Source organism: Roseixanthobacter psychrophilus (assembly GCF_043195195.1).
Taxonomy (GTDB): Bacteria; Pseudomonadota; Alphaproteobacteria; order Rhizobiales; family Xanthobacteraceae; genus NCEH01.
The window spans coordinates 64,383-87,411 of record NZ_JBAFWT010000012.1; the positions used below are offsets into that span (position 1 = coordinate 64,383).

Sequence of the window (23,029 nt, forward strand, 5' to 3'; positions counted from 1 at the left end):
CTGGGAAGCTGGGGCTATGGATATCTGGACCTCGATCGTCGCCACATTCGCGCTCATGCTTGTCGCGGCGGGCGCGGGCAGCCTGCTGGCGAAGCGCCTGCCCGAGGCCTGGCTCGGGGAAGGCTCCATCATGAGCCTGAAGGCGAGCATGGCGATGGTTTCCACCATGTCCGCCCTCTTGCTGGGCCTGATGGTCAATTCAGCTCGCTACAATTTCAGCGAAGCCTATTCGGACGTGCAGAAATACGCCGCGAGCATCCAGTTGACGGATCTGGAACTGCTCAATTATGGCACGGCCGCCTGTGGTCTGCGCCACACATTGCAGGATTATGGCCAGCAGTTGCTTGCCGAAACCTGGCAGAACAATGTTGATTTCTCCCAGGCGCGCACCGACGGGTCCACGTTGAAGGTGATCCTGAGGCTCGATTCGCAGGTTCGCGCGCTCGAGCCCAGCACCGAAAGCGAGAAGCAGGCGCGCCTTTCGCTTCTCGCTTTTGCCCATCAGCTGGTCGAATATCGGTGGAAGGTCTCCGGCCTGGCGCGCACTGCGACGCCGTCGATTTTCATCATCGTGGTGATCAGCTGGTTCTCGCTCATCTTCCTGTATCTGGGCGTGTTCGCGCCGCGCAATCCGCTGGTTGCCGTGGGACACGTGCTGGCGATGATCGCGATTTCCGCCGCCATCTTCCTGGTGATCGAGATGGGCGAGCCGTTCGACGGCCTGATCCAGGTTTCGCCGGCGCCCTTGGTGCGGCTGCTCCATCGCATGGAGGCGGAATCCTGCCCCGCGCTGCTTACCCCGGCGGCGCAACCGGGCTGAGACACCACGCCGGCGGTCGCGGCTCCGTGCCCATGCGGCGCCGTGAGCTGCGCCGCATGGGAAGCCAGGCTGGTGGATCCCAACCCGTTCACATATTGGGATAATTCGGCCCGCCGCCGCCTTCCGGCGCGGTCCAGGTGATGTTCTGGTTCGGGTCCTTGATATCGCAGGTCTTGCAGTGGACGCAGTTCTGCGCGTTGATCTGGAAGCGCGGCGCGTCCGCCCCCTCCTCGATCCATTCATAGACGCCGGCCGGGCAATAGCGGTTGGACGGGCCGGCATAGATGTCGTGCTCGGACGACTTCTGCAGCGCCATGTCCTTCACCACCAGATGGACCTGCTGGTCTTCCTCGTGATTCGTGTTGGAGATGAACACCGAGGACAATTTGTCGAAGGTCAGCACGCCGTCCGGCTTGGGATAGGCGATCTTCTTGCACTGCGCCGCCGGCTTCAGGCTCGCGGCGTCGGTCTTGCCATGCTTCAGCGTGCCGAACAGCGAGAAGCCGAACGTGTTGGTCCACATGTCCACGGCGCCGAGGCCGATGCCGATGAAGGTGCCGAACCTCGACCACAGCGGCTTCACATTGCGCACCTTCTTGAGGTCCGCGCCGATGGCCGAGGAGCGCCAGGCATTCTCGTAGGAGATCAATTCGTCGTGGCTACGCCCTTCGGCGAGCACCGGGGCGAGATGATCGGCGGCGAGGATGCCGGAGAGCACCGCATTGTGGCTGCCCTTGATGCGGGGCACGTTCACGAAGCCGGCCGCGCAGCCCACCAGCATGCCGCCGGGGAACGAGAGCTTCGGCACGCTCTGCCAGCCGCCCTCGGTGATGGCGCGCGCGCCGTAGGAGATGCGCTTGGCGCCCTCGAACGTGCCGCGGAACGTCGGGTGGGTCTTGAAGCGCTGGAATTCGTCGAACGGGGAGAGATAGGGGTTCTGGTAATTGAGGTGGACCACGAAGCCCACCATCACCTGCTCGTCTTCCATATGGTAGAGGAAGGCGCCACCGCCGGTGGAATTGCCGAGCGGCCAGCCGAAGGCATGCTGCACCAGGCCGGGATGGTGATGCTCCTTCTTCACCTTCCACAATTCTTTCAGACCAATGCCGTACTTGCCCGGTTCCTTGCCGGCGTCGAGCGCATATTTGGCGATCAATTGCTTGGTGAGGTGGCCGCGCGCGCCTTCCGCGAACACGGTATAGCGGCCGCGCAATTCCATGCCGCGGGTGAATTCGCCCTTCGGCGTGCCGTGCTTGTCCACGCCCATGTCGCCGGTGGCGATGCCGACCACCGCGCCCTTATCGTCGTAAAGGATCTCGTCGGCGGCGAAGCCGGGATAGATCTCGACGCCGAGGGCTTCCGCCTTCTGCGCCAGCCAGCGGCAGGTATTGCCGAGCGAGCCGACATAATTGCCGTGGTTGTTCATCAGCGGCGGCATTAGGAAATTCGGCAGCTTCATGCCGCCGGCCGGGCCGAGCAAATAGAAATGATCCTCGCTCACCGGCGTGACCAGGGGCGCGTCGGCCTCGGTGCGCCAGTCGGGGAACAGCTGATCCAGGCCGGCCGGGTCCACCACCGCGCCGGAGAGGATGTGGGCGCCGACTTCCGAGCCCTTTTCCACCACCACGACGGAAATCTCCTCGCCGCGCTCGGCGGAGAGTTGTTTCAGGCGGATCGCCGTGGCCAGACCGGCAGGACCTGCCCCCACGACGACCACGTCGTAGTCCATGCCTTCGCGTTCCGGCAGTTCCGCCTCGCTCATCGATTGCTCCCGCATACGTCAGTCTTTTATCCTTGGAGTTCTTCCACGGTTGAAGCGATCTGACAATTCGCTCGTACACGCGTCAGCTTCGCGCAGGGGAAGAATTCGCGCGTTTTTTCTGCGGCGGGAGGGCCGCTCGGCGGGGAAGGCAGGGGGGAACAGCAAATCCGCCGCGCACAATCCCTGCGTTCCCTCCCGCCGCATTCCGCTCTATCCTGAGCGCCCCTCGTTCCACCCGGTCCCCATGGCTTCCTCCTCCCTCGACGACTGGCGCGACATTCTGGCCTTCCATGTGGAGGCCGGGGTGGACGTGGCGATTGGCGAGGACCCGGTGGACCGTTTCGCCGAAAGCGCGGCCGCCCTGGCAGCCGCCGCCGCGCGCGGCCAGGGCGCGCCATCGCGCGGCGCCCTAGGCCAGGCCGGCGCTGCCCCTGCGGAGGGCCGCGCCTTTCCCGGTTCCGCGCGGCAGGAGGCGGGCGGTTCCCCTCAAGTCCTTCCCCCTCGCCCTGCGCCGCCCCGCGCCGCGCCCGAACGGGCGGCGGCCAGCGCTGCGGTGCCGCCGCTCTCCGCCGCGCCGCCCGACATGGCGGAGATGGCGGCCCGCGACATGGCGCGTGCCGCCTCAAGCCTGGACGATCTGCGCGCCATCATGGAGGTGTTCGACGGCTGCCCGCTGAAGCGCACTGCCACCCGCATGGTGTTCGCCGATGGCAATCCACACGCCCGCATCATGTTCGTGGGCGAGGCGCCGGGGCGCGACGAGGACGAGCAGGGCCTGCCTTTCGTCGGCCGCTCGGGACGATTGCTCGACCTGATGCTCGGCGCCATCGGCCTCGACCGCACCAGCGCCTACATCGCCAATGTGATTCCCTGGCGCCCGCCGGGCAATCGCACGCCGACCCCGCAGGAAACCGCCATCTGCCTGCCCTTCATCCGCCGCCAAATCGAGCTGGTGGATCCGGACCTCCTGGTGTGCCTCGGCGGCCCTTCGGCGCAGGCGCTGCTGGCGGCGAGCGAGGGCATCACAAAATTGCGCGGGCGGATGATGGAGTACGACACCGGCACGCGGGTCATCCACGCGCTTCCCACCTTCCATCCCGCCTATCTCCTGCGCACGCCGCTCGGCAAGCGCCTGGTCTGGCGCGACCTTTTGGCGATCGAGGCGTTCCTGGCGCAGGGGGCGAAGGCGGGATGACGCGAGCGGCCGGTTGAGGCGCTACAGATCGGCGCTCTCGTAAGAGCCGGTCATGGGTGCGTTCACCAGGGACGAATTGCGGTAGCGCGGATCGTCGGTGACTTCCGCGCCGATCCAGGGCGGCAGGTCGACCTGCTCCTGCGGATCGGTCAATTCCACCTCAGCCAGCACGAGGCCCTTGTTCTCGGCCTCGAACACATCGACGGTCCAGAGCTTGCCGGCGAAATCCAGCTCGTAGCGGGTCTTTTCGATGAGCGGTTTCATGCACTGCTCGGCGAGCATCAGCTCGGCATGATCCAGGGGAATCTCATATTCGAATTCGGGTCGCGACATGCCCTCGGTGCGCCCCTTCACCGTGATGAAGGCCTTGTCGCCCGCGCGGCGGATGCGCACGGTGCATTCCGGGCCGATGCAGAGGTAACCTTGGGAGAAGAGCGCGCCCCGCGCATCCTGTCTCCAGGCATCTGAGGTCACAAGGAATTTTCGTTCGACTTCGACGGGCATTCCGCGATCCTGGGGACAGGCCGCGAAGGGTCTCGCATCTCGACCCAAAGCGCTACCCGTAAAAATACGGTGGACCGTCAGTAAGCGCCGACCTGCGTCTGAAAGGACGCATTTTGATTATTGTCTACGACAATGAAAGGGACGGTTTTTCCCGTTCCGGTGAGTCTGGTATGCGCAATCGCGCATGGATTGCAGGGAGCGCCCGGCGAGCGGGCGTCCCTTTCGCCGCACTCAGGTCTGAACGCCGTCGAACTTGCTCGGCGGGTTGGTGTCGCCGATGGTCGTCACGCGCATGATGTTGGTGGTGCCCGGCTTGGCGAACGGCACGCCGGCGGTGATGGCGAGGCGATCGCCCGGCTTGCCGAGATCCTCTTCCACCGCGATGCGTACGGCTGTGTCCACCATCTCGCCGAACGAATGGATGTCTTCTTCCGCATGCACCGCATGGACGCCATAGGAGAGGGCGAGCCGGCGGGCGGTCTCAAGACTGGTGGTGATGCCAAGGATCGGCATGGGCGGGCGCTCGCGCGCGGCGCGCAGCGCCGTGGTGCCGGAGAGGGTGTAGGCGACGAGCGCGGTCGCATCCACGGCAATGGCGGTCTGGTAGGTGGCCTTGGTCACCGCATCGCCGATGGTCTTGCCCCATTCCGCCTGGGTGGCATCGAGGGTCTGGCGATAGCCGGGGTCACACTCCACATGGCGGATGATGTCGTCCATGAAGGCGACCGCTTCCACCGGATATTGCCCGGCCGCGCTCTCGGCGGAGAGCATCACGCAGTCGGCGCCCTCATAGACGGCGGTGGCGACGTCGGAGACTTCGGCGCGGGTGGGCACCGGCGCGGTGATCATGCTTTCCAGCATCTGCGTCGCCACGATCACCGGCTTTCCGTAGCGGCGCGATTCCGCGATCATCCGCTTCTGGATCGCCGGGATTTCGGGGAGCGAGAGTTCCACGCCGAGGTCGCCGCGCGCCACCATGATGGCATCGGAGAGCTTCACCAACTCGGTGAGATGCTCCACCGCGGCCGGCTTCTCCATCTTCAGCATGACGGCGGCGCCACGGTCGCCGATCAGCGCGCGCGCCTCATGGATGTCGTCGGGGCGCTGCACGAACGAGAGCGCGATCCATTCCACACCCAGGTTGCAGGCGAAATCGAGATCCTTGCGGTCCTTCTCCGTCAGCGGGGAGAGGGGCAGGACCACGTCGGGAATGTTGAAGCCCTTGTTGTTGGACAGCTTGGTGCCGCTGATGACCTGGGCATCCAGCCAGCCGGGGCCCTTGGCCACCACCTTCAGGCGCACCTTGCCGTCGTCGCACAGCACGGTGGAGCCGATCACCAGCGCCTCGATGATATCGGGATGGGGGATCGGCACGCGATTTTCATCGCCCAGCGTCTCGACGTTGGAGTCGAAGCGCAGCACCTTGCCGGGGGCGAAGGTGATGGCATTGTCCACGAACTTGCCGAGGCGGAGCTTGGGGCCCTGGAGATCGGCGATCACGCCGATGGGGCGGCCGACATCCTGTTCCAGCGCGCGGATGCGGGCGAGCACCTCGCCGTGGTTTTCCTGGGTGCCGTGGCTGAAATTCAGGCGGAACACATCGACCCCCGCCAGGAACAATTCCTTCAGCTTTTCCGGGCTGTTGGAGGCGGGCCCGACGGTCGCCACGATCTTGGTGGCACGCGCGCGCTTCGTCGACATTCTCGTCTCCTCCCGTTGAATGGGTCCGGCCGTGTTTTCGGCTTCTGGCTGGAGCCAACCGGTGGCCGCTAGGTCACGGCGGCCGGTTCGCGCCGGCATTTTCGCGCCAGCCCCGGCAGGGCCGGGGCATCGCTTTTTCATAGAGGACTTAGCCGAAAGTTCTATGACTTTCGGCTAGGTTTTCGGTTTTCAGGCGACCTCGTGATTGGCCAGCAGTTCCAGCGCCTGCACCATGGCGGAATGGTCCAGCTTGCCGCCGCCGCGCGCGGCGACCGCATTGAACAATTCCTGGGCGGTGGCGGTGTTGGGCAGCGCGATCTGCAGCGCGCGGGCCGAGGAGAGCGCCAGATTGAGGTCCTTCTGGTGCAGCTCGATGCGGAAGCCGGGGGCGAAATTGCGCTTCACGATGCGCTCGCCATGCACTTCCAGAATGCGCGAATTGGCGAAACCGCCCATCAGCGCCTGGCGCACTTTCGCCGGGTCTGCGCCGGCCTTGGAGGCGAACAGCAGCGCTTCGCTCACCGCCTCGATGGTGAGGGCGACGATGATCTGGTTCGCGACCTTGGTGGTCTGCCCGTCGCCGTTGCCGCCGACCAGGGTGATGTTCTTGCCCATCTTCTCGAACAGGGGCTTCACCTTTTCGAAGGCGGCATCGGGGCCGCCGACCATGATGGTGAGGGAGGCGGCCTTGGCGCCCACATCGCCGCCGGAGACCGGTGCATCGAGATAATCGCAGCCGAGCGCGTTGATCTTCGCGGCGAACTTCTTGGTCTCGACCGGCGAGATGGAGCTCATGTCCACCACGATCTTGCCGGCGGTCAGGCCCTCGGCGACGCCGCCGGCGCCGAACAGGGCTTCGTCCACGTGCGGGGTATCGGGGACCATGAGAATGATGATGTCGGCATTCTTCGCCACTTCGGCCGAGGAGGCGACGGCGGTCGCGCCCTTGTCGGTGACTTCGGCGGGGATCTTGAACACGTCATAGACGAACAGCTTGTGCCCGGCATCGATGAGGTGGCCGGCCATGGGGGTGCCCATGATGCCGAGACCGATGAAACCCACGTTCATGTGCGTATCTCCTGGATTGGTTTCACCCCCGCCGGGCGGGGCAGGGGTGTTTGGTTGGCGGCCGGCGCCAGCGGCGCGCGGCCGATGGCGGGGTCACGTCACTGGTAATCCTTGATCCAGCCGATGCCTTCGTCGGTGGTGGTCTTCGGCTTGTATTCGCAGCCGATCCAGCCGGTGTAGCCGGCCTCGTCGATGGCTTTGAGCACGAACGGATAATTGATCTCGCCGGTGCCGGGCTCGCCACGGCCGGGATTGTCCGCGAGCTGGATATGCTTGATGCGGGCAAGATTGGCGCGGATCGTGGGGACGAGATCCCCTTCCATGATCTGCATGTGATAGATGTCGTACTGGAAGAAGATGTCGTCCGCGCCCACTTCATCGAACAGCGCAAGCGCCTGCTTGGTGTTGGTCAGGTAGAAGCCGGGGATGTCGCGGGTGTTGATGGCTTCCGCCACGAACGGGATGCCCGCCTTCTTCAGCTCGGCGGCGGCGAACTTGAGGTTCGACACCAACGTCTCGTGCACCTTTTCCGCCGGCACGTCCTTGGGGGTCAGGCCCACCAGCACGTTCAGCGTCTGCGTGCCCAGCACCTTGGCATATTCGATGCCCTTGCCGACGCTGTCCTGGAATTCGCCCACCCGGTCCGGCAGCACGGCGATGCCGCGCTCGCCCTTGGCCCAGTCGCCGGCGGGCAGGTTGTGCAGCGCCTGGGTCAGGCCGTTCTGCGCCAGCTTCTCGGCGAGTTGCTCGGCGGGATAGGCATAGGGGAACAGATACTCGACGCCCTTGAAGCCCACCGACGCCGCCTTGGCGAAGCGTTCGGTGAAATCAAGCTCGTTCCAGAGCATTGTGAGATTCGCTGCGAGTTTGGGCATTCACCTCTCCGCTGGCTTAGCCTGCCTTTTGGACGTTTGCGCTCAACTCCCCGGCGGAAGGCAAGATCCGCGTCGGGTTGGTCTTGGATCGGCGGTCCCGGCCGCGGCGCACGCCGGCCCCGTTGCAGGGATGGAGCAAGAGCGGCACGGCTTGTTTGGAGCCTGCCGCCGCAGCACGAGGCGCCGACAGCATCACTTCGCCCGCACGCGGCCGGCGGGAGCCGGCTGCGGCAGGACGGGGCAAAGCTTTAGCAGATCACTCCGCCGGCTCAACCTGCCGGATCTGCTCCACGGGCACGTCGAGGATCTCCTCGAACTCGTTGATCTTGTCGATTTCGACGCCCATGGCGATGTTGGTGACGCGCTCCAGGATGAATTCCAGCACCACCGGCACCTGATGTTCCTGCATCAGTTTCTCGGCATTGATGAAGGCATCCTTGAACTCGTTCGGCGTGCGCACGCGGATCGCCTTGCAGCCGAGGCCCTCGGCCACCGCCACGTGATCCACGCCATAGCCGCCGATGTCGTCGGAATTGATATTCTCGAACGCGAGCGACACCTCGAAATCCATGTCGAAGCCGCGCTGCGCCTGCCGGATCAGCCCGAGGTAGGAATTGTTCACCACCACGTGCAGGTAGGGCAGCTTGTGCTGGGCGCCGACGGCCAGTTCCTCGATCAGGAACTGGAAGTCGTAATCGCCCGAGAGCGCGACGATCTTGGCGTCGGGGCGGGCGGCGCGCACGCCGAGGGCGGCGGGCAGGGTCCAGCCGAGCGGGCCGGCCTGGCCGCAATTGATCCAGTGGCGCGGGTTGTAGACATTGAGGAATTGCGCGCCGGCGATCTGCGAGAGGCCGATGGTGGTGACATAGGTGACATCGCGGCCCAGCGCCTCGTTCATCTCCTCATAGACCCGCTGCGGCTTCAGCGGCACGTTGTCGTAATGCGACTTGCGCAGCATGGTCTGCTTGCGCATGAGGCATTCGTCCGCCCATTTGGAATAGTCGGGCAGCTTGCCGGCGGCCTTCCATTCCTTGGCGACCGCGACGAACAGTTCCAGCGCCGCCTTGGCGTCGGAGACGATGCCGAAATCGGGGCCGAACACGCGGCCGATCTGGGTCGGCTCGATGTCCACATGCACGAACTTGCGGCCCTTGGTGTAGACCTCGACCGAGCCGGTGTGGCGGTTGGCCCAGCGGTTGCCGATGCCGAGCACGAAGTCGGAGGCCAGCATGTTCGCATTGCCGTAGCGATGCGCGGTCTGCAGGCCGCACATGCCGGCCATCAGCGGGTGATCGTCGGGAATGGTGCCCCAGCCCATGAGGGTGGGGATGACCGGCACGCCGGTGACTTCGGCCAGTTCCACCAGCAGGTCGGAGGCGTCCGCATTGATGATGCCGCCGCCGGCGACGATCAGCGGGCGCTCGGACGAGAGCAGGAATTCCAGGCCCTTCTCGGCCTGGGCGCGGGTCGCCTTGGGCTTGTAGACCGGTAGCGGCTCATAGGTGCTCTCGTCGAACTCGATCTCGGCGAGCTGCACGTCGATCGGCAGATCGATCAGCACCGGGCCGGGGCGGCCCGAGCGCATGACGTGGAAGGCCTGCTGGAACACCATGGGCACCAGCGCCGGCTCGCGCACGGTCACGGCCCATTTGGTGACCGGCTTGGCGATGGATTCGATGTCCACCGCCTGGAAATCTTCCTTGTAGAGGCGGGCGCGCGGCGCCTGGCCGGTGATGCACAGGATCGGGATCGAATCCGCCGAGGCGGAATAGAGGCCGGTGATCATGTCGGTGCCGGCGGGGCCGGAGGTGCCGATGCACACGCCGATATTGCCGGCGACCGCGCGGGTATAGCCCTCGGCCATGTGGGAGGCGCCTTCCACATGGCGCGCCAGCACGTGGCGGATGGAACCGCGCAGCTTCATGGCGGAGTAAAGCGGGTTGATGGCCGCGCCGGGAACACCGAAGGCGCAGGTGATGCCTTCCTTCTCGAGAACGCGGACGGCGGCGTCTATGGCACGCATGCGGGGCATGGTGTCCTCCCTTTTGTCGATTGCTCCTTGGATACTCCTGTGGATTCCCCGCATCTATGGATCATATGGCATGACATTGATGCCGAAATGGCAATAATGGAGAAAAAGCTGTGTCGGCTGAACACTTTGGCAGTGCAGCATGGGTGCCGCGGTGCGATTTCGCGTTGCAGGGGGCGGTCGTCGCTAGGGTGCGGGCGTCCTGGGCGCGCGCCGGGGACGGAGGCGCTTCGCCCGCTCGCCGGGCACCCGCGACCACCGTCGCAGAACTTCGTCGGAATACCGGAGAATCGCCGCGGAAATTGCGCGACATACACGCACTTCTCCGGTGTTCTTCTTTGCCAAGTCATTGTTTCACGTGAAACATTTTTCTCAGGGTTTGGGGGTTTCAGGGGCTTTTCGCCGCCCCATGGCGCCCGACGGTGCGCCCCTGTTTCAGCGCGCCGCCCTTTTTCCTCGAAACACCTTCAACCGCGTGCCAGCGCAGCCAACTGGGCCATGTCCGCGATGGCGCCGGTATCGAGAATGGATCGGGCGAGGTCGGCGGTCTTGGTGCCCAGCACCGGCGTCACCAAAGTGGTGAATTTTGCATCCAGCGCCGCATCCACGGGAAACAGGTCCGGCTCGCCGGAAGGGTCGGGAATGCTGGATTCGTAGGTACCGCCGATGGTGGTGACCGTCAGCAGCGCGCCGAACGGATGCGCGCGGCCTTCCAGCGCCGCATCCGCCTCCACATCGATGCGATCGCACAGCGCATCGATGGCGGGATCGCCCAGCCGGTCGTAATCGTCCCAGCCGAAGGCGCCCTGGTCGAGCGCGACGGCGGCGGTGAAGGGCATGGAGAATTGCCCGTCCACCACCGTGCGCGCCCGCCGCTTCTCCTCCAGCGGCGCGCCGGTCAGCGTGATGCCGTTGGGGTGCAGGCCCACCCGCACCTTCACGATATCGGCGGCGGTGAGCTTGTGTTCGGCCCGCAGCGCCAGCAGCCCGTCGAGCGCGGCATGGGTATAGCGGCAGCTCGGATAGGGCTTCAGCCCGATCTTCATGGTCTCGTACACAGTGCCAAGGTCGCGCACCGCCTTGGCGGGGTCGGCGCCGTCGCTATAGCCGTGCAGAAATCCGTGTTGGCCTTCAATGGCCTGCGCGGCGCCCTTGAAGCCTTCGGCTGAAAGGGTCGCGGCGATGAGCCCGTTCATGGCCGCCGCGCCCACCTGATAGCGCTTGTTCCAGGCGCCATTCACCAGGAATTGCAGTGAACCCGCCGCCTGGCTCGCCGCCACCCCGAAGGCGCAGGCGATGCGCTCGGCGTCCAGCCCCAGCAGCTTTCCGGCCGCCGCCGCCGCGCCGAACGTGCCGGCGGTCGCGGTGGGATGAAAGCCGCGCGCATAATGCACGGTCGGATCGAGCGCGACCCCGAGCCGGCAGCACACCTCATAACCGGCGATCACGGCGGTGATGAAATCGCGTCCGCTCGCGCCGGTCATCTCGGCGGCGGCGAAGGCGGCGGAGACCACCGGGGCGCTCGGGTGGAGCGAGGATTCCGCATGGGTGTCGTCGAAATCCAGCGAGTGGCCATAGACGCCGTTCAGCAGCGCTGCGACCGCGGGCGCATAGGTGCGCGGGGCGCCGACGACGGTGCACAGGCCCGGACCATCAAGGCCGAGGCGCGCCAGCATCGCCCGCACGCTGGCGCTGGAATCCGCATCCGCTCCGCCGCGTGCAATATTGCCGAAGAAGTCGAGCACCAGCCGCTCGGCCCGCGCCACCACCTCGGGCGGGATGTCGGCGAAGGCGAGGCCGGCCACATAGCCCGCGAGAATATTGGTTTCGTCGGTCATTTGGCGTCTCCCTGAAGCGCCGTCGTGCCTTGCGCGCGGGCAAGGATGCCTTCGGCCCGAAGCCGCACCGGCGTGTCGACCATGGCCCCGTCCACCTTCACCGCCGCGCCCCCGGCGGCGGAGGCCGCGAGGATGCGCCGCGCCCAGTCGAGGTCGGCTTGCGAGGGCGCGAAGCCCTTGAGAACCGGCGCGATCTGGCGGGGATGGATGCACAGCTTGCCGGCGCAGCCGAGGCTCGCGGCATAAGCCGCCTCGGCCTCGCACAGCGCCGCATCGTCGAAGGCGGCGGTCACGCCGTCGAGCGGACCGGCGAGGCCGGCGAGGCGCGAAGCCAGCACCAGTTCGCTGCGTGCCACGAGCAGGGCATCGTTGCTGTGGGCGCAGCCGAGGTCGGCGGCAAAATCGATGGAGCCGAAGGCGAGGCGCCGCACCTGGGGCGCGGCCGCGATGGCCCGTGCATTGGCGATGCCCCGCGCGCTCTCCACCAGCGCCATCACCGGCAAGCCACTGAGATCGGGAATGTCGGCGACATTTTCGGCCTTGGGCAAGACCAGCCCGGCGAGCGGCAGGCGCCGCGCCAGGGCCACATCCTCTTCATGCCACGGCGTGCCGGCGGGATTGACGCGCAGGAAGATCGGCCCGCCCCCGGACGGGAAGCCGGCGGCGATCGCCTCGCGGGCGCTCGATTTCTCGGCCACCGCAACCGCATCCTCAAGATCGAGGATGATGGCATCGGCGCCTGCGGCCAGCGCCTTGCCGAACCGTTCCGGCCGGTCGCCGGGAACGAACAGCACCACGAGACGCGCATCGAACAGAGTCTGGGACATGGGCGGGCCTGGGCGAGGAGACATGGGCGGGCACAGTGCCGACCGTTGTGGCCGGTGCAAATAGGGAATTGCTTGCGCGCTCATAGCAAAGACCTATGGCCTTCGTGTCGCGCCATTGCCTGTGCCGCATTATCGCTTTGCGCCGCCGCCATACGATTTCATTATGGCGCCTAGGCCGCATGCGTATTTGTGCTCTGGTGGACTTAAGGCGAATGTCGAGGCCTGTCCGCTCCGCTCCACGCGGCGTGAGCGCGTGCCGGCGCCGCCGGCTCCTCCAACTTTTCCGGTCCCGATGCAAAACGATCTCGAAGGCATCCTTGTCGTGTCCGTGGAGCAGGCGGTGGCCGCTCCCTATCTGTCCTGCCGCCTTGCGGATGCCGGGGCGCGGGTGATCAAGATCGAGCGGCCGGAGGGGGATTTCGCCCGCAATTACGATTCCCTGGTCCATGGCGAGAGCGCCTATTTCGTCTGGTTGAACCGGGGGAAGGAGTCGGTCTGCCTCGACCTCAAGGCGCCGGACGATCTCGCGGTGCTGCGGGCGATGGTGGCGCAGGCCGACATCTTCATCCAGAACCTTGCCCCCGGCGCCATCGACCGCCTCGGCTTCGCACCCGAAAAGCTGCGGGCGGAAAATCCGCGCCTCATCACCTGCTCCATCTCCGGCTATGGCGACGAGGGTCCGTACCGCGACCTGAAGGCGTACGACCTGCTGGTGCAGGCGGAAACCGGCCTGTCCTCCATCACCGGCAACGAACACGGCTCGGCGCGGGTGGGCGTCTCAGTGTGCGACATCGCCGCCGGCATGACGGCGCTCCAGTCGGTGATGCAGGCGCTCTATGCCCGCGAGCGCACCGGCGTCGGGCGGCACATCGCGGTGTCGCTCTATCACGCGCTGTCCGACTGGATGAACGTGCCCTACCTGCAATATGTCTATGGCGGCAAGGTGCCGGAGAAGGCGGGGCTCAACCATCCCACCATCGCGCCGTATGGCGCCTATACCTGCGCCGACGGCAAGGCGGTTCTGTTCTCGATCCAGAACGAGCGGGAATGGCAGATGTTCTGCGCCGAGGTGCTGGGCGATGCCGGCATCGCCGTCGATCCCCGGTTCGACAGCAACAACAACCGCGTCGCCGCCCGCCCGGCGCTGGACGAGGCCATCAATGCCGTGTTCTCCACCCTCACTCGCGCGCAGGCGGTGGAGCGGCTGGAGAAGGCCCGCGTCGCCTACGGGCGGGTCAGCACGCTGGAAGATGTCGCGGCCCATCCGCAGAACCGCTATGTGGAGGTGGATACCCCCTCCGGCCCCGTGCGCTGCCTTGCGCCGGGCGCGGTGGTGGACGGCAAGCCGGCGGAATTCCGCGCGGTCCCGGGGCTCGGCGCGCAAACCGATGCGGTTCGCGCCGACTTCGGGTCCGTGCCGGCCTCGGCCTGACGGGACAAGAAACAGGGAAAGGAAACCTCCATGACGGCACGGCCCACCGGCAATGCGCTCGGCCTTCTCGAACGCTGGCTCGATCCCATCGCCGGCCGCAAGATCCTCGATGTCGGCTGCGGCACGGGGGCGCTCGCCGGCGCCCTCGGCGCGCGCGGTGCCGAGGTGACCGGCATCGACCCGCAAGCCGAGGCGATCGCGGCGGCGCGGGCGGCGGCGCCTGCTGCGCGGTTCGAGCAGACCGGCGCGCAGGCCATGCCGTTCGCCGATGGCGCGTTCGGCGTGGCGGTGTTCCTCAACAGCCTGCACCATGTGCCGGCACCGCTCATGGCCGCCGCGCTGCGCGAGGCGGCGCGGGTGAGCGGCGGCAACGTCGTGGTCATCGAGCCTTTGGCGGAAGGCACCTTCTTTGCCTCCATGCTGCCGGTGGAAGACGAGACCGAGATCCGCACACTGGCGCAGCAAGCCCTTTCCACGGTCGCGGAGCAGGGGCTTCGTGTGCTCGACTGCGTGGAATACGACGATCCGCGCCGGTTCCAGGATCTCGACGGCTTCATCGCCAAGCTGGTGGCCGTTGACCCGGCCCGCAAGCCTGTTGCGGCAGCCAAGCGGGACGAACTCCAGGCTCTGTTCTCGGCGAACGCGGTACCGGACGGCACCATGTTCAGCCTGGTGCAGCCGCACCGCGCCCATCGCCTCGGCTTCGCCGCGTCATAGATTTCCCTTCTCGGTGGGGGGGGGCGTATAGTCCCGGCTTCTGACCTTTAGGGGAAGACGCCGACCGTGGACCTACGCCAGCTTCGCTATTTCACCGCCATCGTGGAGATGGGCTCGTTCTCGAAGGCCGCCCATCGCCTGCGCGTGGCCCAGCCGGCGCTGAGCCAGCATGTGCGCAACATGGAGCTGGATCTCGGGGTGGAACTGCTGTTCCGCAGCCCCCAGGGCGTGCGTCCCACCGAGGCGGGCGAGACCTTGCTGCGCCATGCCCGCCTGATCATCGGCCAGATGGAAGTCGCGCGCGAGGCGGTGAAGGGCGGGCAGGCGGAGCCTTCCGGCGAAGTGCGATTCGGCATGCCCGGCACCATCAGCCAGATGCTGTGCGTGCCTTTGCTGAGCGAGGCGCGGCGGCGCTATCCCAAGGTCAAGCTGCGGGTCGCCGAGGCCATGAGCGGCTTCGTGCTGGACTGGCTGCGCGACGGCAAGATCGATCTCGGCGTGCTTTATCGCACCGTCAATGATCGCGGCCTGACCGCCCATCGCGTGCTGTCGGAGGAATTGTGCCTGATCGGCCCCAAGGTGCCGCCGGAAGGGGAAAGCCATCCCTCGGGCGGGCCGGTGCCGCTGGGGCGGGTGGCGCAGCTCACGCTGATTCTGCCGAGCCTGGGCCATGGCCTGCGCGAACTGATCGAGGAGCGGGCCATGTCCGAGGGGGCATTGCTGAGCACCGTCATCGACATCGACACCTATGGCCAGATCAAGCTGCTCGTGGAAGGCGGCCTCGGCTATGCCATCCTGCCGGCGGCGGCGGTGCGGCGCGAGGTGGAGGAGGGGCGGCTTCTCGCCTGGCCGCTGGGCGTGCCGGTGCTCACCCGCGACCTGCACATCGTGCGGCCCTGCGACCGGCCGCTGTCCAACGCCGTGCGCGCCATCGACGCGCTGGCGCATGCCACCTTGATCCGCCTGGTAAAGGAAGGGGCCTGGGGCGCCACCTTGGCCGACGATTTGGAGCAGGGGGGATAGAGGCGCGTGGCTGCGCGACGGGCCCGTCGCCCGGGGGAGGCTCCAATCCCGTTGAGCTACGGGACAAGCGGAGTTGCACCCCGCACTACATCTGCGTGTGTAGCATTACCTTACGGAAGATGATTTTCGGTCCGGCTATAATATTTTGAGATCACAAGCAGCTTTAAATAGTCTTTGCTTCTGACGCCGCGCATTTTCAAGATGCGCCGGCGCCGATGAGGCTGCCGGGTCCGTCACGGCCCGCGAAGGTCCCCAATGTTGCGAGCGGAGCCACCGCTATCAAGAGGGACCGCGTTGGCGGCACGAAGAGGGAGAGACGCTATGAAGAGGTTCGTATTCGGTGCCGTGATGGCGGTTGCGCTGGTGGGCGCCCCCGCGGCCTTTGCCCAGCAGATCGTGATCAAGTTCAGTCACGTCACGACACCCGACACCCCCAAGGGCAAGGGCGCCGAGAAGTTCAAGGAGCTTGCCGAGAAGTACACCAACGGCAAGGTCAAGGTCGAAATCTACCCCAACTCCCAGCTCTACAAGGACAAGGAGGAGATGGAGGCGTTGCAGCTCGGCGCCGTGCAGATGCTCGCGCCCTCGCTCGCCAAGTTCGGCCCGCTCGGCGTGCGGGCGTTCGAGGTGTTCGACCTGCCCTATATCTTCCCAAACAAAGAGTCGCTGCGCCGGGTCACCGGCGGCGAGGTGGGCAAGGCGCTGTTCGCCAAGCTCGAACCCAAGGGCATCAAGGGCCTCGCCTATTGGGACAACGGCTTCAAGATCATGAGCGCCAATTCGCCGATCGCCAAGCCGACTGATTTCCAGGGCCTGAAGATGCGAATCCAGTCCTCCAAGGTTCTGGAGGCGCAGTTCCGCGCCATCGGCGCGCTGCCGCAGGTGATGGCCTTCTCCGAAGTCTACCAGGCGATGCAGACCGGGGTCGTCGACGGATCGGAGAACACGCCGTCCAACATGTACACCCAGAAGCATTATGAAGTGCAGAAGTATGCCCTGGAGACCAACCACGGCTACATCGGCTATGCGGTGATCGTGAACAAGGCGTTCTGGGACGGCCTGCCCGCCGACGTGCGCACCGAGCTCGAGAAGGCGATGGCGGAAGCCACCACCTATTCCAATTCCATCGCCCAGTCGGAGAATGACGAAGCGCTGGCCGACATGAAGAAATCCGGCAAGATCCAGATCTCTGCCCCGACCCCGGAAGCCACCGCCGCCTTCCGCAAGGCGATGGAGGTGGTCTACACCGAGATGGCGAGCCGGATCGGCCAGGACACCATCGATGCGGTGCTGAAAGAGACCAAGGTCAGCCAATGATCGCCTGACCAAGCAATCGCGCTCGCTTTGCGACGCGCGACTGCTTGGTCTCGCTGGATTCGTCCGGCACTGGCCGAGGGCAGGTAAGGCCAATCCAATGGGCGGGCACGCGTGCGAGCGTGTGCCTCCAGCTTGCCGGCGGGCGCGCCGGAATGGCCGCACCAGAGCCATGCAGAACGCATTCGCAAAATGAGAGCATCGTGCAGGCGCCCGGTCACCGGGCCGCCGAGACGCGCCCGAGAGGGGAGGCCATGGAAGATCCGCTGTACAAGCTCTACACGATGCTCGCATTCACGGCGGTGGTGTTCGTCATCTACATGGCGATCGCGATCCGCACCGAGGGCGCGCGCTCCGCACTGGTCCATGTTCTCGACCATCTCGAGGAAACGCTGATCGCCGTGCTGATCGGAGCGGCGACCCTGCTGATCTTCGTGGCCGTCCTCCAGCGCTACGCGGCCGGCACCAAGCTGCTCTATCCCTATGTGGGCCACATCAATCTCGGCTGGGCGCAGGAAGCGTGCATCCTGATGTTCGTGTGGATGGCCAAGATCGGCGCCGCTTACGGCGTGCGCACGGGCATCCATGTGGGCGTCGACGTGCTGGTGAACCGCCTGCCGGACCGCTCGCGCGCCGTGATGATCCTGTTCGGGCTGCTGTGCGGCGCGCTGTTTACGGCCGTGGTCGGCACGTTCGGGGTCAAGTTCGTGATGGCGCGCTATAGCTTCGGCGACATGACCGCCGAGATGGAGCTGCCGTCCTGGATCGTCTATCTCGCGATTCCCATCGGCTCCTATCTCATGTGCTTCCGGTTTCTGCAGGTGGCCTGGTCCTTCTGGCGCACGGGGACCCTGCCGGTGCACGACCACGGCCACGTGGATGGCCTGGATGAAGACCTGCCCGGGGCCGATTCCTCCGATCTGTTTCCGAAGGAGATCCGCCGGTGAGCGCCCTCATCATCTTCGGCCTGTTCCTGCTCCTGATGATGACCGGGATGCCGATTTCCATCGCGCTCGGCATGACGGTCCTGACCTTCGTCTATACGCTGACCAATATCCCGGTCGACATCGTTGCGCAGAAGCTGTTCACCGGCATCGAGAAGTTCGAGATCATGGCGATCCCGTTCTTCATCCTCGCGGGCAATTTCCTCACCCATGGCGGCGTCGCGCGCCGGCTGATCAATTTTGCGACGTCGCTGATCGGCCATTGGCCGGGCGGGCTCGGGCTCGCCGGCGTGCTCGCCTGCGCCCTGTTCGCGGCGGTTTCCGGCTCCTCGCCGGCGACGGTGGTCGCGATCGGGTCGATCATCCTTCCCGCCATGCAGGCGCAGGGCTTTCCGCCGAAGTTCGGCGCCGGCGTGGTCACCACCTCGGGCGCGCTCGGCATCCTCATTCCGCCGTCGATCGTGATGGTGATGTATTCGGTCGCGACCACCGGCCTGCAGATGACCGGGCCGAACGGTGAGCGCGTCACCTCCGCGTCCATCGGCGATCTGTTCATCGCCGGCGTGGTGCCGGGGCTTCTGCTGGCGGTGCTGCTCGGTGCCACCACCTGGTATCGCGCCTGGAAGAATGATTATCCGCGCATGCCGCGTGCGCCGATGATCGCGCGCTGGCGGGCATTCCGCGAGAGCATCTGGGGCCTCGCGCTGATCGTCATCGTGATGGGCGGCATCTATAGCGGCGCCTTCACCCCGACCGAGGCGGCCGCTGTGGCTGCGGTCTATGCCTTTGTCATCGCCGTGTTCGTGTATCGCGACATGAGCCTCAAGGACGTGCCGCGGGTGCTGCTGTCGAGCGCCAGCATGTCGGCGATGCTGCTCTACATCATCTCCAACGCGGCCCTGTTCTCGTTCCTGATGACCAACGAGAACATCCCCCAGGCCATGACGCAATGGATGGTGGACCTCGGCTTCGGCGCCATCGGCTTCCTGCTCATGGTCAACATCCTGCTGCTGCTGGCCGGTAACGTGATGGAGCCGACCTCGATCGTGCTGATCATGGCGCCGATCCTCACGCCCGTGGCGGTGCGGCTCGGCATCGATCCGCTGCATTTCGGCATCATGATCGTGGTGAACATGGAGGTCGGCATGTGCCATCCCCCGGTGGGCCTCAATCTCTACGTGGCGTCCGGCATTACGCGCATGGGCATCAGCGAACTCACCGTGGCGGTGATGCCCTGGCTGCTGGCGATGATCGCCTTTCTGTTGGTCATCACGTATATCCCGGCGATCACCCTGTTCGTCCCGCACTTGCTGGGCCGCTGAGGGGGAAGCATGAAACCGAGCGTCGTCATTGCCGAGGAGGATGTGGTCGCGAGCGTCGCCGACGCCTTGCAATATATCTCCTATTTTCACCCCGCCGATTACATCGTCCATCTCGCGCAAGCCTATGAGCGCGAGGAATCCCCGGCGGCGAAGGATGCCATCGCGCAGATCCTGGTGAATTCGCGCATGGCGGCGCTCGGTCATCGGCCCATCTGCCAGGATACCGGGCTGGTGGTGGCGTTCATCAAGGTGGGCATGGACGTGCGCTTCGATACCGCCCGCTCCCTGGCCGACCTGGTCAATGAGGGCGTGCGCCGGGCCTATCTGGACGCGGACAATCCGCTGCGCGCCTCTATGGTGGAGGATCCTCTGTTCGCCCGCCGCAACACCCGCGACAATGCCCCCGCCGTGGTCCATGTGGAACTGGTGCCGGGTGGCACGGTGGAAATCTCGCTGGCGGCCAAGGGCGGCGGCTCGGAGAACAAGGCGCGCTTCGCGACGCTCAATCCTTCCGCCTCGGTGGTGGACTGGGTGCTGAAGACGGTGCCGGAGCTGGGCGCCGGCTGGTGCCCGCCCGGCATGCTCGGCATCGGCATCGGCGGGAGCGCGGAAAAGGCCATGTTGCTGGCCAAGGAATCCCTGCTCGAACCCATCGACATGACGCAGCTCCTCGCGCGCGGCCCGGCGAGCCGGGAAGAGGAATTGCGCATCGAGCTCTATGAGAAGGTGAATGCGCTCGGCATCGGCGCGCAGGGGCTGGGCGGGCTCACCACCGTGGTGGATGTGAAGATCGCCACCTTCCCCACCCATGCGGCCTCCAAGCCCGTGGCGCTGATTCCCCAATGCGCCGCCAACCGGCACGCCACCATCGTGCTCGACGGCTCCGGCCCGGTGAAGCTCGACCCGCCGGACCTCTCCGCCTGGCCGCAGATCGTACTGGACCAAACGAGCGCGGTCGCGCGGCGGGTGGATCTCGACACGCTGACGCGCGCGGAAGTCGCTTCCTGGCGCATCGGCGAGAAGCTGCTGTTGAACGGGCGCATGCTCACCGGGCGCGATGCCGCCCATGCGCGCCTGTCGCAGATGCTGCGCGCCGGCGAACCCTTGCCGGTGAGCCTGAAGGACCGGGTGATCTATTATGTCGGCCCCGTGGACGCGGTGCGCGAGGAGGCGGTCGGCCCGGCCGGCCCCACCACGTCCACCCGCATGGACGGCTTCACCGACGAGATCCTCGCCGGCACCGGGCTGATTGCCATGATCGGCAAGGCCGAGCGCGGGCCGGTCGCGATCGAGGCCATCGCGCGCCACAAGGCGGCCTATCTGATCGCCATCGGCGGGGCGGCCTATCTGGTGTCGAAGGCCATCAAGAGCGCGCGGGTGCTGGCGTTCGAGGACCTCGGCATGGAGGCGATCCACGAATTTCTGGTGGAGGATATGCCGGTAACGGTGGCCGTCGATAGCGCCGGGCAATCGGTGCACACGCTGGGGCCGGCGCTGTGGCGTACGCGGATCGCCGAGCGGGTATAGCTTTTACCCTCACGGGGCGATCACTTTTATCACTTTCCAAGATGACCCCATCCCTTGCTAGGGAGGGGGTGGTTTGCTTTGGAGTTGTTTCATGCAGGGTCAGGACGAGGAAACATTCGCCGATATCCGCGATGCGGTGCGCAAGCTCTGCGCAGGCTTTCCGGGCGAATATTGGCGCCGCCTCGATCGCGAGGCGGCCTATCCGTCCGAGTTCGTCGCTGCGCTGACCCAGTCCGGCTTCCTGTCCGCCCTGATACCGGAAGCCTATGGCGGGGCCGGCCTGCCCCTGTCCGCCGCAGCCGCCATCTTGGAGGAAGTGCAGCGGGCCGGGTGCAACGGCGGCGCCTGCCATGCCCAGATGTACATCATGGGCGCCTTGCTGCGGCACGGCAACGAGGCCCAGAAGCAGGCCTATCTGCCCAAGATCGCCTCCGGTGAACTGCGCCTTCAGGCCTTCGGCGTCACCGAGCCGACCTCGGGCACGGACACCTCCTCCATCAAGACCTTCGCGGAGAAGCGCGGCGACCATTATGTGGTCAACGGACAGAAGGTGTGGACCTCGCGGGCGGAATATTCCGATCTGATGCTGCTGCTCGCGCGCACCACGCCGAAAGACCAGGTGAAGAAGCGCACCGACGGCCTCTCGGTGTTCATCCTGGACATGCGCGAGGCGCGCAATGCCGGCCTCACCATCCGCCCGATCCGGGCCATGATGAACCATTCCACCACCGAAGTATTCTTCGACAATGTCCGCATTCCGGCCGAGAACCTGATCGGCGAGGAGGGTAAGGGCTTTCGCTACATCCTCTCCGGCATGAATGCCGAGCGCATCCTCATCGGCTCGGAATGCGTGGGCGACGCCAAATGGTTCATCGAGAAGGCCACCGCCTATGCCAAGGAGCGGGTGGTGTTCGGCCGGCCGATCGGCCAGAACCAGGGCATCCAGTTTCCCATCGCCAAGGCCTATGCCCAGATGCGCGCGGCGGAATTGATGGTGCACAAGGCGGCCGAGCGCTTCGAAGCCGGCCTGGATTGCGGCGAGCAGGCCAACATGGCCAAGATGCTGGCGGCGGATGCCTCCTGGGCGGCGGCGGAAGCCTGCGTGCAGACCCATGGCGGCTTCGGATTTGCCGAGGAATATGACGTGGAGCGCAAGTTCCGCGAGACCCGCCTGTATCAGGTGGCGCCGATCTCCACCAATCTCATCCTGAGCTATATCGCCGAGCATGTGCTCGGCCTGCCACGCTCCTATTGAGGTCGACATGAGCGAGCCCCTCGACGTTGACACCCTGCGCGGCTGGATCGGCCGCACCAATGAGGTGAGCGACCTCGTGACCGCCCGCGCGGTGCGCGAGATGCGCGCCACGCTGAACCGCGATCCCGGCGATCCCGCGCCCGGCGATGAGGCGACGCTGACCGCCCATTGGTGCCTCTCGCCGATCACGGTGGAGATGGACCGCCTGGGGCCGGACGGGCATCCCGCGCGCGGCGGGTTCTTGCCGCCCGTTCCGCTGCCGCGCCGCATGTGGGCGGGCGGGGCGCTCACATTCCACGATGCGCTGCGGGTGCGCGATGAAGCCCGGCGCCTGTCGCGCATCGAGGATGTGGTGGTGAAGGAAGGGCGCACGGGCACGTTGTGCTTCGTCACCGTCGCGCACAATATCTATACGCCGCGCGGCCTTGCCATCGTCGAGCGGCAGGACATCGTCTATCGCGGCGTGGATGCGCCGGCGGGCGGCGCGGGCAAGAGCGAGCCGCCGCCGGTCGCCACGTGGCAGGAGGAGGTGGACACTTCCCCGGTGCTGCTGTTCCGCTATTCCGCCGTGACTTTCAACGGCCACCGCATCCACTACGACCGCACCTATTGCCAGCAGGAAGAGGGCTATCCCGGCCTGGTCGTGCACGGGCCGTTGCAGGCGACCTTGCTGGTGGAATTCGCCGCGCGCCTGCTGGGGCGGCCGCTGAATCACTTCGCGTTCCGCAGCGTGCGGCCGATCTTCGACGGCCAGCCCATGCGCCTCAATGCCAAGCAAGGGGGGCAGGGTCTCGAATTGTGGACGTCCTCGGGCGACGACGGCCGGCCCTGCATGATTGCCGAGGCGAACTGAGCACGGACTGCGCCGGTTTGAGG

Annotated in this window: 19 protein-coding genes; 11 read left to right on the forward strand and 8 right to left on the reverse strand. The window is 66.0% G+C overall.

What is annotated here, in order from left to right:
* Positions 1–16: 16 nt before the first annotated feature.
* The gene (locus V5F77_RS13090) at positions 17–820 is read left to right on the forward strand and encodes a bestrophin-like domain (RefSeq protein ID WP_429005793.1); all 804 of its coding nucleotides are present in this window, start codon (positions 17–19) and stop codon (positions 818–820) included.
* 88 nt (positions 821–908) lie between these two features.
* Here the strand turns inward: V5F77_RS13090 and V5F77_RS13095 are convergent, their stop codons facing one another.
* Positions 909–2,582 carry an electron transfer flavoprotein-ubiquinone oxidoreductase gene (locus V5F77_RS13095; RefSeq protein ID WP_429005794.1) on the reverse strand — a complete coding sequence of 558 codons (1,674 nt, stop codon included), beginning with the start codon at positions 2,580–2,582 and terminating at the stop codon, positions 909–911.
* Between the two features lie 244 nt (positions 2,583–2,826).
* Between V5F77_RS13095 and V5F77_RS13100 the strand changes: the two genes are divergently transcribed.
* Complete coding sequence (locus V5F77_RS13100; RefSeq protein WP_429005795.1) at positions 2,827–3,777, forward strand: uracil-DNA glycosylase; 951 nt, start codon at positions 2,827–2,829, stop codon at positions 3,775–3,777.
* Between the two features lie 21 nt (positions 3,778–3,798).
* Here the strand turns inward: V5F77_RS13100 and V5F77_RS13105 are convergent, their stop codons facing one another.
* The 7 genes from V5F77_RS13105 to V5F77_RS13135 form a co-directional block, all read right to left on the reverse strand.
* Positions 3,799–4,281 carry a CYTH domain-containing protein gene (locus V5F77_RS13105; protein ID WP_429005796.1) on the reverse strand — a complete coding sequence of 161 codons (483 nt, stop codon included), beginning with the start codon at positions 4,279–4,281 and terminating at the stop codon, positions 3,799–3,801.
* A 231-nt stretch (positions 4,282–4,512) separates the two neighbouring features.
* Entirely contained in the window at positions 4,513–5,982 is a 1,470-nt protein-coding gene (gene pyk, locus V5F77_RS13110; protein ID WP_429005797.1) for a pyruvate kinase, read from the reverse strand.
* Positions 5,983–6,171: 189 nt separating this feature from the next.
* Positions 6,172–7,050 carry a 2-hydroxy-3-oxopropionate reductase gene (glxR, locus tag V5F77_RS13115; protein WP_429005798.1) on the reverse strand — a complete coding sequence of 293 codons (879 nt, stop codon included), beginning with the start codon at positions 7,048–7,050 and terminating at the stop codon, positions 6,172–6,174.
* Positions 7,051–7,148: 98 nt separating this feature from the next.
* The gene (gene hyi / locus V5F77_RS13120) at positions 7,149–7,925 is read right to left on the reverse strand and encodes a hydroxypyruvate isomerase (RefSeq protein ID WP_429005799.1); all 777 of its coding nucleotides are present in this window, start codon (positions 7,923–7,925) and stop codon (positions 7,149–7,151) included.
* A 256-nt stretch (positions 7,926–8,181) separates the two neighbouring features.
* Positions 8,182–9,957, reverse strand: coding sequence for a glyoxylate carboligase (gene gcl / locus V5F77_RS13125; protein WP_429005800.1), 1,776 nt, complete (start codon positions 9,955–9,957; stop codon positions 8,182–8,184).
* 464 nt (positions 9,958–10,421) lie between these two features.
* Positions 10,422–11,792 carry an MmgE/PrpD family protein gene (locus V5F77_RS13130; protein ID WP_429005801.1) on the reverse strand — a complete coding sequence of 457 codons (1,371 nt, stop codon included), beginning with the start codon at positions 11,790–11,792 and terminating at the stop codon, positions 10,422–10,424.
* Positions 11,789–12,619 carry an HpcH/HpaI aldolase/citrate lyase family protein gene (locus V5F77_RS13135; RefSeq protein WP_429005802.1) on the reverse strand — a complete coding sequence of 277 codons (831 nt, stop codon included), beginning with the start codon at positions 12,617–12,619 and terminating at the stop codon, positions 11,789–11,791. Before V5F77_RS13135 ends, V5F77_RS13130 begins: the two co-directional genes overlap by 4 nt.
* 292 nt (positions 12,620–12,911) lie before the next feature.
* Here V5F77_RS13135 and V5F77_RS13140 point away from each other — a divergent pair, with 292 nt between their 5' ends.
* From V5F77_RS13140 to V5F77_RS13180, 9 genes are all read left to right on the forward strand, one after another.
* Entirely contained in the window at positions 12,912–14,051 is a 1,140-nt protein-coding gene (locus tag V5F77_RS13140; RefSeq protein ID WP_429005803.1) for a CaiB/BaiF CoA transferase family protein, read from the forward strand.
* 30 nt (positions 14,052–14,081) lie between these two features.
* The gene (locus V5F77_RS13145; protein WP_429005804.1) at positions 14,082–14,768 is read left to right on the forward strand and encodes a class I SAM-dependent methyltransferase; all 687 of its coding nucleotides are present in this window, start codon (positions 14,082–14,084) and stop codon (positions 14,766–14,768) included.
* A 66-nt stretch (positions 14,769–14,834) separates the two neighbouring features.
* A complete protein-coding gene (locus V5F77_RS13150; protein WP_429005805.1) occupies positions 14,835–15,791 on the forward strand; it encodes a LysR substrate-binding domain-containing protein in 957 nt (318 codons plus the stop codon).
* A 321-nt stretch (positions 15,792–16,112) separates the two neighbouring features.
* Complete coding sequence (locus tag V5F77_RS13155; protein ID WP_429005806.1) at positions 16,113–17,108, forward strand: TRAP transporter substrate-binding protein; 996 nt, start codon at positions 16,113–16,115, stop codon at positions 17,106–17,108.
* Between the two features lie 317 nt (positions 17,109–17,425).
* On the forward strand, positions 17,426–18,052 hold the full coding sequence (locus V5F77_RS13160; RefSeq protein ID WP_429005859.1) for a TRAP transporter small permease: 627 nt from the start codon (positions 17,426–17,428) through the stop codon (positions 18,050–18,052).
* Positions 18,049–19,371 carry a TRAP transporter large permease gene (locus V5F77_RS13165; RefSeq protein ID WP_429005807.1) on the forward strand — a complete coding sequence of 441 codons (1,323 nt, stop codon included), beginning with the start codon at positions 18,049–18,051 and terminating at the stop codon, positions 19,369–19,371. The genes V5F77_RS13160 and V5F77_RS13165 overlap by 4 nt, the downstream gene beginning before the upstream one ends.
* A gap of 9 nt (positions 19,372–19,380) precedes the next feature.
* Positions 19,381–20,898, forward strand: coding sequence for a fumarate hydratase (locus V5F77_RS13170; RefSeq protein ID WP_429005808.1), 1,518 nt, complete (start codon positions 19,381–19,383; stop codon positions 20,896–20,898).
* A 91-nt stretch (positions 20,899–20,989) separates the two neighbouring features.
* Positions 20,990–22,153: an acyl-CoA dehydrogenase family protein gene (locus V5F77_RS13175; protein ID WP_394066549.1), complete on the forward strand. Its 1,164-nt coding sequence runs from the start codon at positions 20,990–20,992 to the stop codon at positions 22,151–22,153.
* 7 nt (positions 22,154–22,160) lie between these two features.
* Positions 22,161–23,006: an FAS1-like dehydratase domain-containing protein gene (locus V5F77_RS13180; RefSeq protein WP_429005809.1), complete on the forward strand. Its 846-nt coding sequence runs from the start codon at positions 22,161–22,163 to the stop codon at positions 23,004–23,006.
* The last annotated feature ends 23 nt before the right edge of the window (positions 23,007–23,029 follow it).

Bases quoted from the DNA above. Each gene is read 5' to 3' on its own strand.
- V5F77_RS13090 (WP_429005793.1), top strand. From the start codon at position 17: ATGGATATCTGGACCTCGATCGTCGCCACATTCGCGCTCATGCTTGTC.
- V5F77_RS13095 (WP_429005794.1), bottom strand. From the start codon at position 2,582: ATGAGCGAGGCGGAACTGCCGGAACGCGAAGGCATGGACTACGACGTG.
- V5F77_RS13100 (WP_429005795.1), top strand. From the start codon at position 2,827: ATGGCTTCCTCCTCCCTCGACGACTGGCGCGACATTCTGGCCTTCCAT.
- V5F77_RS13105 (WP_429005796.1), bottom strand. From the start codon at position 4,281: ATGCCCGTCGAAGTCGAACGAAAATTCCTTGTGACCTCAGATGCCTGG.
- pyk (WP_429005797.1), bottom strand. From the start codon at position 5,982: ATGTCGACGAAGCGCGCGCGTGCCACCAAGATCGTGGCGACCGTCGGG.
- glxR (WP_429005798.1), bottom strand. From the start codon at position 7,050: ATGAACGTGGGTTTCATCGGTCTCGGCATCATGGGCACCCCCATGGCC.
- hyi (WP_429005799.1), bottom strand. From the start codon at position 7,925: ATGCCCAAACTCGCAGCGAATCTCACAATGCTCTGGAACGAGCTTGAT.
- gcl (WP_429005800.1), bottom strand. From the start codon at position 9,957: ATGCCCCGCATGCGTGCCATAGACGCCGCCGTCCGCGTTCTCGAGAAG.
- V5F77_RS13130 (WP_429005801.1), bottom strand. From the start codon at position 11,792: ATGACCGACGAAACCAATATTCTCGCGGGCTATGTGGCCGGCCTCGCC.
- V5F77_RS13135 (WP_429005802.1), bottom strand. From the start codon at position 12,619: ATGTCCCAGACTCTGTTCGATGCGCGTCTCGTGGTGCTGTTCGTTCCC.
- V5F77_RS13140 (WP_429005803.1), top strand. From the start codon at position 12,912: ATGCAAAACGATCTCGAAGGCATCCTTGTCGTGTCCGTGGAGCAGGCG.
- V5F77_RS13145 (WP_429005804.1), top strand. From the start codon at position 14,082: ATGACGGCACGGCCCACCGGCAATGCGCTCGGCCTTCTCGAACGCTGG.
- V5F77_RS13155 (WP_429005806.1), top strand. From the start codon at position 16,113: ATGAAGAGGTTCGTATTCGGTGCCGTGATGGCGGTTGCGCTGGTGGGC.
- V5F77_RS13160 (WP_429005859.1), top strand. From the start codon at position 17,426: ATGGCGATCGCGATCCGCACCGAGGGCGCGCGCTCCGCACTGGTCCAT.
- V5F77_RS13170 (WP_429005808.1), top strand. From the start codon at position 19,381: ATGAAACCGAGCGTCGTCATTGCCGAGGAGGATGTGGTCGCGAGCGTC.
- V5F77_RS13175 (WP_394066549.1), top strand. From the start codon at position 20,990: ATGCAGGGTCAGGACGAGGAAACATTCGCCGATATCCGCGATGCGGTG.
- V5F77_RS13180 (WP_429005809.1), top strand. From the start codon at position 22,161: ATGAGCGAGCCCCTCGACGTTGACACCCTGCGCGGCTGGATCGGCCGC.